Below are 11,979 nucleotides of genomic sequence, written 5' to 3' on the forward strand. Positions count from 1 at the left end.
TCTAATTACTGATTACTGATTACCCGCTTATAAGTTTTTGGGCAGCAGCGCCGTTAGAGCATGCCCCCACGGCGCGGGGACGCGGACTAAAAGTCCGCGCTACTGCTGACTCAGGAAATCGTCGCGGCGGGGCGTGAAGGCATCGACCAGGATGCCGGCCGCCGTGCACACCACACTGTGCCACGCCAGGGGCGGCACATAGCAGCTATCGCCCAGGCCCAGGGTGCGCGTTGCCTCGCCAATGGTGTATTCAAACGCGCCGCTTTCCACGTAGCTCAGCTGGGCGTGCGGGTGCTGGTGGCGGGCCCCAATGCTCCCGGTTTCGAAGGCTACGCGGGTGAGCATCAGGTCGGGGCCGTGGGCCAGCACTTTGCGGCGCACGCCGGGGCCGGTGGTTTCCCAGGCCGCCTGAGCATCGGTCACGAAGGCGGGTTGCGCCGTTTCGGCGGGAGGTAGTGGCGGCATGGTATTGGGTGAAAAGAACAGGTCGGACCTTAAAAGTCCGACCTGTTTGGAATGTCGACAAGGCTGGCGGGTTTTTTAATTGCGCAATCGTTCCCGACAACGCCAGTAGTTGACGAGTAGGGCGCGGGGATAGGTTCCGCTCCTACTCATTAATAACCAGCATTTTGCTTGAATCCGGGATTCTTATTCGTGTCGATGGTGCCCTGGGGGAAGGGCAGCAGCTCCTTGCCTTTGCCGGGCGCGTACTCCGAAGCGATGTTGGCGATGAGGGCCGCCGTCACGGCGGTGCGCCAGGCTACGGCCGTGGTGCCGGTAGGCGTGGCAGCCGGCGAAGGGCGGTAGAACGAGCGGGCCCACACCACCTGGCCGCCGGTTACGCGGTAGTACATGCTGGCGGGCACGAAGGTGTAGGGAGCCTGCGCGCCCGCCAATTTGGTGAGGTTGGCGCGGGCTTCGGTGATTTTGGTATCGAGCAGGTTCCAGCGCAGCAGGTCGTATTTGCGGATGCCTTCGCCGCCAAACTCCAGAAACCGCTCGTTGGCGATGGCGTTGAACATATCGGGCTGGTTGGCCGGAGTCGGAATCTGGCCCAGGGTGGTGCTGCCGCCAAAACCGCGCTGGCGCACTTCGCGCAGAGCCGCCACCGCCGCCGCCGTCGGGCCTTTGTTGATTTCGTTATCGGTTTCGGCAAACATCAGCAGCACGTCGGCGAAGCGGATGAGGGGCCAGTTGTAGCCCAGGTAGTTGCCCGTGCCGGCCAGGGTGGGCACGCGCCAGTCGCGCCGGAACTTGCCGTCGGTGAGGGCGCTCAGCAGCACCCCTTTCTGGTTGTTAGTGCCGTCGATGCTATAGGTAGTCAGGGTGATGTCGCGGCGCACATCGGTCGAGTCGAAGGCGTAGAAGTAGGTGGGCAGGGGCCGAATCTGGGCCTGGGTGCTGCCGTAGATGGGCGAGGCGCTCAGCAGCGGGCCGCTGTAGTAGCCCAGCTTGCTATCGCCCGTAATGCTGGAGGCACCCATGGCCACCTGAAACATAATCTCATTCGACGACTCCGACCGCAGCTCGTTGATGCTCTTGAACAGCTCGCGGAAACTCGGGTTGAGCGTATGCTCGCCGCGCTTGCTCATCAAATCGAGGCACTCCTGGCGGGCAATGGCGTAGGAGGCCAAGTAGTCGGCGGGGCGCGTCATCTGGGTGCCGTGCAGGGCATAGCCGCCCCGGAACAGGGCCAGGCGGGCACGCAGGGCCTTCACCGCGCCCTTGGTGATGCGCTCGTTGGTGGTGCCGGCGGCCGAGCGCCAGGGCACCAGCTTCTCGGCCTGCAGCAGGTCGGCGATGAGGCGGTCGTAGGTGGCGAGGCGGTCGGTGTTGGGCTGGGTGAGCTCGCCGCCGCTCAGGGCCGTGGTGTAGGTCGGCACCAGCGGCGCGGGCACGTCGCCCCAGTTCCGCATCAGTTCAAAGTAATACTGCGCCCGCAAAGTCAGCACCTCGCCGTAGAGGCGGTGCAGTGCGGCGGTATCGGCCGAGGAGCCGGTGGTGTAGAGCGCCATTTTCGGGATGCTCTGGATGCAGATATTGGTGCGCTCCACTCCCTGGTACAGGTTGTTGAAGGGGTTGGTGACTTCGGGGTTGGTGGGCTCGGCGGTGTAACGCGCAATGCTGCGCGAGCGGCCGTCGAAGGGGCCGGGCGCGCCCTGCATCTCGTCGGTATCGTAGGGGTAATACATGCTCAGGCGGGTGCCGTAGCCGGTATCGCCCGAGAGCATGTCGTAGGCCCCAATCACGGCGCTGGTGGCACTGCCCACGCTGCTGAAAGCCTGCTCGTTGGTGTAGAGCGAGTCGGGCTTCACGTCGAGGTAGTCTTTGCAGGCCGGCAGGGCAGCAGCAGCGGCCAGCGCGGCGGCCACGGCCAAGGTGGAACGGAAAAATATCGGTTTCATCGGAGGATGGGAGTTTTCAGGGTTGGAGAGGTGCTGCTGGCGCGCGTCTGCGACGCGTGCCAATTGGGTTCGAGCCTTCGGCTCGGGTTAAGGTGCGGGCTGGTCGCGTTTGCAATGCCCGAGCCACAGGCTCGAAGCCAGTCGGCACGCGTCGCAGACGCGCGCCAGCCTCGTTGAATCAGCTACAGCGACAGGTTCACGCCGAACAGCAGCACGCGGCTGCGGGGGTAGCCGGCGTAGTCCACGCCGGGCGTGAGCGGGGAAGCGCGGCGGGTGTTAGCCTCGGGGTCGTAGCCGCTGTACTTGGTCCAGGTGTAGAGGTTGTTGCCGGTCACGTAGAAGCGGAGCTGCGTGAGCTTGGCCTTCGCAATCAGCGCTTTGGGGAGTGAATAACCGATGGTGAGGTTGTTGAGGCGAATGAACGAGCCGTCCTCAATGGCCCAGCTGTGCACGAACAGCGTGCGGGTGGGCTGCCAGATTTTGGCGTCCTGGTTGAGGCTGCGCGAGGTTTCGAGGTCGGTAATCGGCACGCCGTTGTTGTCAATGGTGCGGTACCGTTCATTCATCATCGTGAGCATATTGCTGAACGGATTCACGGCCGTGGTGAACTCCACCTTGTTGGCATTGAACACCTGGTTGCCATAGATAAAATTAAAGAACACGCTGGCATCGAACCCCTTGTAGGTGAACTGCTGGTTGATGCCGCCCGTCACTTTGGGGTTGGCATTGCCGATGGCCACCCGGTCGTTGGCATCCACGATGTTGGTGGCCGCGCCGGGCGTGTCCACCACGTTTTTCAGCTTGATGATGCCGGGGGCCAGGGGCTGGCCCTGCACGGCCACGTCGTTGGCCACACCGGGCTTCAGCGTCCAGGTGCGGGTGGTGGCGTTGTAACCCGTGAAATCATCGGCGGTGTACCAGCCGTCGGTCTGGTAGCCGTAGAAAATACCCACCGGGTCGCCCACGCGGGCCAGGAAGTCGCTGGCGATGGTGGTGCTGGCCCAGCCCGAATACACGCCGGGGATGGCCGTAATCGGCCCCAGCTCCTCGATGCGGCCCCGGTTTATGGAGGCGTTGCCGCTGGCCGACCAGGTGAAGTCCGGCGTCTTGAGCACGGTGCCGGCCAACTGGAATTCCAGGCCGCGGTTGGTGGTCAAGCCCACGTTCTGGAACTGCGTCTGGTAGCCCAGGGTGGGCGAAATCGGCACGTTCACGAGCAGGTCGTGGGTCGTGTTGTAGTAAGCATCCACGGAGAGCTGCACGCGGTTGTTGAACAGGGCCAGGTCCACGCCCACGTTGCGGGCGGTGGTGGTTTCCCACTTCAAAAACGGGTTGGGCAGGCCCGTTACCACCGTGCCCAGCGAAATGGCGTGGTTGAGCGAGTACTGGCCCAGGCCGGTGCGGTAATATTCGCTGTAGCCGAAGTCGTTGATGCGGTTGTTGCCGGCCAGGCCGTAGCTCAGGCGCAGCTTCAAATCGGAAACTGTGTTCGAGAGCGACTTCATGAAATCCTCCTTCGAGATGCGCCAGGCCAGCGAGGCGGCCGGGAAGTAGCCCACCCGCCGCCCAGCAGCAAACTTGGACGAGCCATCGGCCCGGAACGTGAGCGTGGCCAGGTACCGGTCATCGTAGGAATAGTTGAGCCGCCCGAACCCCGACAGCAGGTGCTGGAGCGAGGGATTGTCGCTGGTGGGCGTGGGCTGCTGGAACGAGGCCGACGGCAGCACGCCCTGGTTGATATTGGCAATGGCCTGGTCGGCGGTGATATCGAGGGGCAGGAAGTTGGTTTGCACCGTCAGAATCCGGCTGCTTTGCTGGTAGATTTCCTGGCCCAGCAGCGCATCAAACGAGTGCTTGCCCAGCTGGTGGGAATAGGTCAGCACGTTCGACTGGTTGATGGACAGCGCCGAGCCGGTGGCGATGGACACGAAGGGCTGCAGGTTGAAGCCGCCGCCCGGCTGCCGGATGGCCGGCGAGTTGCGCCCCGAGAAGCTTTCCAGGGTCGAGTTGCCGAAATCGAAGCCCACTGTGGAGCGGAAGGCCAAGTCCTTAGTGAAGTTGTAGGTGGCATTGGCGGCCAGGTTCAGGGTGCGCTGCTTGTCGTGGCGGATGTCGCTGCCAATGGCCAGAATAGGATTTACCAGCGTGGTATTGGAAGCGAAGGTTTCGTCGAGCGTGCTGGGGTCGAGGCCGCCGGGCAGGTTGATAGCCAGCGGGATATATTCGATGGAGTTGCGCAGGCGCGTGGTGGTGGTCGAAAGCTGCGACGAGGTGCCCAGGCCTTCCACCTTCTGGTCGTTGAAGCGCACGTTGATGCCGAAGCGGAATTTCTCGGTGGCCTTGTTATCAAAGCGGAAGTTCACCAGGTTGCGGGTGAAGCCCGAACCCAGCTGAATGCCGTCCTCGTTGTTGCGGGTCAGGCTGAGGGCGTAAGTGGTGTTGTTGCCGCCGCCCGAGAGCGAGATGTTGTGCGTCTGCTGGAAGGCATCGCGGCCAAACACCTGGTCCTGCCAGTCGAGGAAGGGCGAGTTGCGGCTCTGGTTCAGCGTGTCGCTGTTGTAGATTTTCGATTTGAAGAACAATTTGTAGGTGTTCAGACCGCCAAACGTGGTGGAGTTGCCGGCGGCGCGGTCAATGTTCAGGGCGCGCTCGTACTGGTAGTTCACAAAGTCGGCGGGCTGCATCACGCCCAGCTTGCGCGACAGTTGGCGCACGCCCGCGAAGCCGTTGTAGGCCACCACCAGCTTGCCTTCCTTGCCGCCCTTGGTGGTGATGATGACCACGCCGTTGGCGCCGCGCGCGCCGTAGATGGCGGTGGCGGCGGCGTCCTTCAGCACGTCCACCGACTGAATATCCTGGGGCGAAATCACGTTCAGGGCATTTTCTACCTGCACGCCGTCCACCACGTACAGCGGCGAGTTGTCCTGCGTCACCGACCCGCCACCGCGAATGCGAATGTTCACGTTCTGGTTGCCGGGCGTGCCTTCCGAGCTCGTGACCTGCACGCCGGCCAGCCGGCCGCTCAGGGCCTCGGCGGCCGAGTTCACCGGCACGTCCTTAATCTGCTGCGCGCTCACCGACGACACCGAGCCCGTCACATCGCGCCGCTGCACGGCCTGGTAACCAATCACCACCACATCGTCGAGCTGCTTGGCGTCCACGGCCAGCGTCACGTCAATCTGGCTTTGGCTGCCCACGGCCACTTCCTTGTTGGCATAGCCCACAAAGCTGAAGCTGAGCGTGACGGCCCCGGTGGCGGGCACGGTCACCTCATAGCCCCCATCAACGCCGGTCGAGGCCCCGTTGCTGGTGCCTTTCACCAGCACGGTCACGCCGGGCAGGCCCTCTTTCGAATCGGAAGCCCGCACCGTGCCCGTGAGGCGGCGCGTGGCCTGTGCCCAGGCCCGGGGGCCATGCGCCAGGCTGCTGATGAGTATCAGCCAGAAGAGTAGAAAGTAGCGGTTTTTCATCGGAGCGAAAGGGGTTGGGTGAGATTTGGGAAATCAAAAAGCACGAACAGGGCCGATGCAACGACGCAGAATAAGCATCTTTAAATTTATATGTATTATTGCATCAGGCCACTAAAAGTCTGGTTTTATTAATCATATGCCTAGCAAACGGCCTTTTTTAGTTGTGCAATCGTTCCCGGCATCGATGCCAGCGGGCTTCCCTCCTGCCGCCAGCAATTTGCATAGGGCCACCCCGACGCAGCGGCACAAAAAAAGCCCCCGCGTGGGCGGGGGCTTTTTTACTGGCACTGGCCTGCTTCGGCCAGCTTATACCACAGCTTAGTTTTTCTCGATGCGGCGCACGGCGGTAACACCGTCCTGCTTCACCTCCAGCAGGTAAACGCCCGAGGCCAGCGAAGCCGGCAGCACCAATTGCTTGTCGGCACCCAGCGCGGCTGGGGCCAGCACCACGCGGCCGGTCAGGTCGCGCAGGGCAACCGTAGCAGTACCCGCCGTGGGCAGGCTTACCGTCACGCGGTTGGCCGCCGGGTTCGGGAACACCGACAGGCCGGGCAGCGCCTGGCTGGCCAGCGTGGCCGTGCCGGTATAGTTGGCAATGGAGATATCATCGATGCTGATGCGCGTGGTGGCGACCGTGGCCGTGCTCGTGATGCGGAAACGCACGTTGCCGGTCCGGTTCACCGTGAAGGTGTAGGGCGTGAGCGTGCTGGTGAGCAGAGCCGGCGCGCCGGGCACCGTGGTGAAGGTGGTACCACCGTCGGTCGAAACTTCCAGAATGAAGGAGACCGGAGTGTCGACGCCAAACGAGCCGGCGTTCACAATCACGGTACCAGCGCCGTTGGGCTTGTCGAAGTCCATGCGGATGAAGCCGACGCGAATGCGGGCCGATTTCAGGCCGTTGGAACGGTCGTTAAAGGCCGTGCCGATGAGGGCATCGGAGAACGTCCAGGAGCCGCTGGTCAGGGCCACGGCAGCAGCGTTGTACGACGTTTTGGTACCGGCTTCGAAGTTTTCGTAAGCGGTAGCCGTGCTCGGGTTATTCACCGTCAGGGTGAAGGCGTTGGACGTACCGGCCGTGTTCGTTACCGACACGGGGTAGGAGCCGGCCACGGTCAGGGCGCTGGCCGGGATAACGGCCTCAATGGAAGTGGCCGTGCTGGTGGACTGGGGATACGAAACCCCGTTGAAGTTAACCGTGGAAGTGCTGGTGAAGCCCGTACCGGTGATAACCACCGTAGTAGCGGCACTACCCGTCACGAGTACGCCGGGCGTCAGGGCCGAAACTACCGGCGTTACGACCGCAACCGTCACCGTGAAGGTGCCCGTGCTGGTAGCCGTACCGGCCGCCGTGGTCACGGTAATGACGCCGCTGGTGGCGTTGGTGGGCACGTCAAACATTACCGACGTAGCGCTCATTGCCATAAAGTTGTTCACGGCCAAGCCGTTGAGCGTAGCACCGCTCGCGCCGGTAAAGTTGGTACCGGTTACGGTAACGGTGGTGCCAACGGGGCCGCTGGTGGGCGTGAAGCTGGCGATGGTGGGCAGGGCAGCCGCAGCCGTAACCGTACCGTTCAGGGTGATGGTCTGGCTGGTGGCGCCGGTGCTGGCCACCGTGAGCGTGCCGGCAACGGTGCTGGCCGTGGCCGCGCTGGCCAACCGTACATACACGGGTGTGGCAGCTACCGCGCCGCTGGCGGGCGTGAGCGATACGCTGGCGCTGAAGGGGCCGGCGGCGGCCGTGGCCACTTCGTAGCCCGTTGAAGCCGTCACGACGAGGTTGGCCGTGAGGGTGCTGCCGCTAACGGTAACCGTTTGAGTGGCCGAAGCGGTATTGGTGGTGGTAGCAAACGTGAGCGGGCCGGCTGGCGTAGCCGTGACGGAAGCCGTGGCCACCGTGCCGCAGGCGCTGGTGTTCAGGGGAGTATCGGTAGCCGTGAGCACCAGGGGCGTGGTGATGCCGCCGGTGGGGTTTACCGTATTGGCACCGCTGGGCCATACGCCGGTGGTGCTGGAAGCGCAGCCTACCACCGAGTTATCAACAATGGAGCGCTGCTCTACGCGGCGCACGCCGGTGGCGAGGGTGTTGGGAACCACGGTGGTGTAGGAGCCGCCGGTGGTGCTGTACGTGTAGGGAGTGGCACCAGTTTGGGTGGTGCCGGTGGCTACGCCAATGCTTTCGACCACGGCCCCGCTCAGCGGGCGGCCGGTGCCGGCTACGTTGTCATAGGTAAACACCACGTTGTTGGGCGTGGCCGACGACGAGCCGGTGAGCAGGGTGCCGTTGGTGGCCCCGGCCCCCGACAGGAAGCCCAGCAGGGTGATGCTCTGGTTGAGGGCCCGACGGGCTATTACGGTAGTCGGGGTGGCATCGGTAGCCAGCGTGATGGTGGGGAACAGGACCGTGCCCGGCGTCTGGAAACGGGTGGCGTTGTTCGAGTTCACGAAGAAAAACCAGCCCGTGTAGCTACCCGAGGCGTCGGTGGTGAAGGTGGCATACGAGCCGACCGTAGACAGGCTGCCCGTGCTGGACGTGGTGTAGGTAGTGGTGGCCGGCGTGGTGCCCGGCGTGGCCAGCAGCACAATGCCCGCGCCGGAAGCCGAAGCGCCAAATTCCGATTGCGTAGCGGCCTGCACGTAGTAGCGGTACAGCGTGCTGGCGGTGAGGTTGGTGAGCGTAGCGCGGAAGGCTACTGCCAGGCGTGGGCCGGGAAAGGTAGCCGTGCCGCTGTTGTTGCCATTGCTCAGATACTGAGGCACTACCACCCCGGTAAAGTCGGCCTGGGTAAGCGCTTGGGCCCAGCTGCCTAGCGGCATAAGTGCCAGCAGCGAGAGAAGAAGTCTTTTCATAAAGAGAAGGTTGTGGTGAAGAACAGGTGAAAAAAGGAGTGACTCTTAAGCTGTAAAGGTAGCGCGGGTGGTGTTACCAAGGTGTGAATTGAGGGCCCGCCTATCCTAATCCCACAGGGGATAATGCTCTAAATGTACTTCCTGCTCGAAGAAAATTCGCGTGCTTTCCTCAAATGAGCGGGTGAAGTCCGACACATAGAAGTGGTGGGCCGGGGGTATTTCCGACACGGGTGCCAGCAGGCCGTGGGCGGCCAGGTAGGCTTCGGTATCGGCCGCTACCACGTCGGACGCGTCCAGCACATCGACCCCACCGGCGTAGAAGCGGGCAATCTGCTCCTTTATTAGCGGGTAGTGCGTGCAGGCCAGCACCAGCGCGTCGATGTTGGCCAGGTCGGGCTGGCTGAGGTAAGTGGCAATGATGTCGTCGGAAATAGCGTTTTTGAAGAAGCCTTCCTCAATCATGGGCACCAGCAGCGGGGTGGCCAGCGAGTGCAGGTCCACGCCGGCGTTCAGGTCGTCGACCTTCTTCTTGTACACGTTGGAGTTCACCGTCTGCTTCGTGCCAATGAGGCCCACCCGGCGGCCGGCGTAGGCGCGGCCCAGATGCGCCACAATAGGGTCAATCACGCTCAGCACCTGCGCTTTGCTGCCCACGTACTCGCGCACCAGCTCGTAGGCCGCCGCCGAGGCCGAGTTGCAGGCAATGACAATCAGCTTGCAATTCTGGCGCAGCAACAGGTCACAAATCTTAACCGAATAGGCCTGAATGGCGGCCGTGCTTTTATCGCCGTAGGGCAGGTGGGCGGTGTCGCCGAAGTACACGATTTGCTCGTGGGGCAGGCGGCGCGCCACGGCCCGCGCCACCGTGAGGCCGCCAATACCGGAGTCGAACATGCCAATGGGCCGGGCGGCCAAAGCCGCCGAAACGGCCGGCGCGGAAGCAGCAGTAGTCATGAGGCAAAGGTAGCCGAAGGCCGGTTGTTGGTTTCGTTCAGCCGCTCCTTTCGGGCGTGCAGCGAACCAACGGGCAGAATACGTGGCATGATGGCCCACCAAATCGCCGCCCAGCAGCGCATGTTGCCGGACCACAGGCCACGGTAACTGCCAACTAAACCCTATATTTCCGCCTCATTATCCGCTCAACTCTTTTTGCTATGAGCACCATTCTAGCCGAAATCGACGACGCGCTGGCCGCACACGACGCCCAACTGGGCCGCCCCGTGGCTATTTACCTGGGCGAGCGCAAGCTCACCCAGCTCACCCTGGATGCCGCCCGCGCCGCCCTCCCCGAACTCAGTACCGACGCCGGCCGGCCCCTCGCCTACCGCCACTTGGAGCTGCTACGCGACGAAGTGAACCTCGACGGCCTGCGGGTGATATAGTAAATGAGCAATTGAGTAAATGAGTAATTTACCAGAACTTGGCTATATGTATAATAGCGCTTGTCATCCATTTCGTGCATATCAAATCACTGTTAATCAGTAATTTTTCGCACGCGCCGACATGGAGCTACTTTACTCATTTACTCATTTACCACTTACCGCCAGCAGCGGCTGGAGTACCGCCCACACTGTACGCGCTACGATGCGGTGGCCGGCCGCCGTGGGGTGAATGCCGTCGGCCTGGTTCAGGCTGCGGTCGCCGCCCACGCCTTCGAGCAGGAAGGGAATGAGGACGAGGTGGTTTTTGGCGGCGATTTGCTGGTAGATGGCTTTGAAATCATTGGCGTAGGCCTGGCCCATGTTGGGTGGAATCTGCATGCCGGCCAGCACGATTTGCGCGCCGGGGCTGCGCCGCCGCACCGTGTCGATGATGCCCTGCAGATTTTCGCGGGTAGCCGAGAGCGGCAGGCCGCGCAGGCCGTCGTTGCCGCCCAGCTCCAGCACGAATATGTCGACGGGCTGCTTCAGAATCCAGCCCACGCGGCTGCGGCCGCCGGCGGTGGTTTCGCCGCTCAGGCCGGCGTTTATCACCTCGTAACCGAGTTTGAGGGAGTCGAGTTTATCGCCAATCAGGCCCGCGAAGGCTTCTTCAGGCTCTACGCCGTAGCCGGCGGTGAGGCTGTTGCCGAAAAACAGCAGGCGCTTGGTGGCCGTTTTGGCTGCAGCCGGGGCAGTGGCTACCGGCGCAGCTGAAGTAGCCGGCTGCTCGGCCGCGGGGCCGGCGTTGCAGGCGGTGAGGGCCAGCCCGAGCAGGGCGGCGAAGGGCAAATGCAGAAATTTCATAAGCAGCGTTTGGGGCACGAAACCGTAAAGCCAGAAAACATGCCGGCGGTTTCAACGTCTTAGGTAACGAACGGGCGGCGGCGCGGTTGTGTAGTGAGCAGCTTGACCAACCACAAGAACGTCATGCCGAGCGTAGCCGAGGCATCTCGCATGCCATCGCTAATTCCTTTTCATCCGAAGGCCGGCGTAGCCAACGATTGATTCACTGCTGCACGCGAGATGCTTCGGCTACGCTCAGCATCACGTTCCGTTTTTTCCTCCCCCAATTCCCTCCTACCCGCCTACCCCCACACCCTCCTGCCCCAATCAATGTCCATCCTCCGCGTCGAAAACCTCACCAAAACCTACCCCAGCGCCGGCCAGCCGCTTACGGTGCTCCACGGCGTCAGCTTCGAGCTGGCCGCCGGCGACACCTTTGCTATTGTGGGCTCCTCGGGCTCGGGCAAAACCACGCTGCTGGGACTCTGTGCCGGGCTCGACCGCGCCACTTCGGGCAGCGTGTGGCTGAATAACATTCAGCTCGATAACCTGAGTGAGGACGAGCGCGCCGCCGTGCGCAACCAGCACGTCGGCTTCATTTTCCAGAACTTCCAGCTCCTGCCCACCCTCACGGCCCTCGAAAACGTGCTGGTGCCGCTGGAGCTGCGCGGCCAGCGCGGAGCCACCAAAACTGCCCTCGACCTGCTCGACCGCGTGGGCCTGGCCGCCCGCGCCGGCCACTACCCCGCCCAACTCTCCGGCGGCGAGCAGCAGCGCGTGAGCCTGGCCCGCGCCTTCGCCAACCGCCCCGCCGTGCTCTTCGCCGACGAGCCCACCGGCAACCTCGACCCCGACACCAGCGAGCGGGTGGTGGACTTATTGTTCGAGCTCAACCGCGAAGCCGGCACCACGCTGGTACTCGTGACGCACGACCTGGAGCTGGCCTCCAAAACCCAGCGCACGCTGCGGCTGCGCGGCGGCAAGGTGGTGGAAGAAGTGGTAGCTAAAGACACTTCCGAAAGCGAAGAAACCAATTATCGTTCTCAGTAACGG

General features: G+C 62.9%; 8 protein-coding genes. 2 read left to right on the forward strand and 6 right to left on the reverse strand.

Annotation, left to right across the window (positions count from 1 at the left end; genetic code table 11):
- Positions 1-99 precede the first annotated feature (99 nt).
- From HBN54_RS11565 to murI, 5 genes are all read right to left on the reverse strand, one after another.
- The gene (locus HBN54_RS11565; protein ID WP_168673369.1) at positions 100-465 is read right to left on the reverse strand and encodes a cupin domain-containing protein; all 366 of its coding nucleotides are present in this window, start codon (positions 463-465) and stop codon (positions 100-102) included.
- A gap of 149 nt (positions 466-614) precedes the next feature.
- Entirely contained in the window at positions 615-2,405 is a 1,791-nt protein-coding gene (locus HBN54_RS11570; protein ID WP_168673370.1) for a RagB/SusD family nutrient uptake outer membrane protein, read from the reverse strand.
- 182 nt (positions 2,406-2,587) lie between these two features.
- The gene (locus HBN54_RS11575; RefSeq protein WP_168673371.1) at positions 2,588-5,875 is read right to left on the reverse strand and encodes a SusC/RagA family TonB-linked outer membrane protein; all 3,288 of its coding nucleotides are present in this window, start codon (positions 5,873-5,875) and stop codon (positions 2,588-2,590) included.
- Between the two features lie 318 nt (positions 5,876-6,193).
- Positions 6,194-8,722, reverse strand: a complete 2,529-nt coding sequence (locus HBN54_RS11580; RefSeq protein WP_168673372.1) for a T9SS type A sorting domain-containing protein — start codon at positions 8,720-8,722, stop codon at positions 6,194-6,196.
- A 105-nt stretch (positions 8,723-8,827) separates the two neighbouring features.
- Complete coding sequence (gene murI, locus HBN54_RS11585; protein WP_168673373.1) at positions 8,828-9,676, reverse strand: glutamate racemase; 849 nt, start codon at positions 9,674-9,676, stop codon at positions 8,828-8,830.
- Positions 9,677-9,876: 200 nt separating this feature from the next.
- On the opposite strand from murI, the gene HBN54_RS11590 reads away from it, so the two are divergent.
- Positions 9,877-10,104 carry a hypothetical protein gene (locus HBN54_RS11590; protein ID WP_168673374.1) on the forward strand — a complete coding sequence of 76 codons (228 nt, stop codon included), beginning with the start codon at positions 9,877-9,879 and terminating at the stop codon, positions 10,102-10,104.
- 144 nt (positions 10,105-10,248) lie between these two features.
- Here the strand turns inward: HBN54_RS11590 and HBN54_RS11595 are convergent, their stop codons facing one another.
- Positions 10,249-10,947: an arylesterase gene (locus HBN54_RS11595; RefSeq protein ID WP_168673375.1), complete on the reverse strand. Its 699-nt coding sequence runs from the start codon at positions 10,945-10,947 to the stop codon at positions 10,249-10,251.
- A 309-nt stretch (positions 10,948-11,256) separates the two neighbouring features.
- On the opposite strand from HBN54_RS11595, the gene HBN54_RS11600 reads away from it, so the two are divergent.
- On the forward strand, positions 11,257-11,976 hold the full coding sequence (locus HBN54_RS11600) for an ABC transporter ATP-binding protein (RefSeq protein ID WP_168673376.1): 720 nt from the start codon (positions 11,257-11,259) through the stop codon (positions 11,974-11,976).
- Positions 11,977-11,979: the final 3 nt, after the last annotated feature.

The sequence above is a fragment of the Hymenobacter artigasi genome (assembly GCF_012275535.1).
Classification (GTDB): domain Bacteria; phylum Bacteroidota; class Bacteroidia; order Cytophagales; family Hymenobacteraceae; genus Hymenobacter; species Hymenobacter artigasi.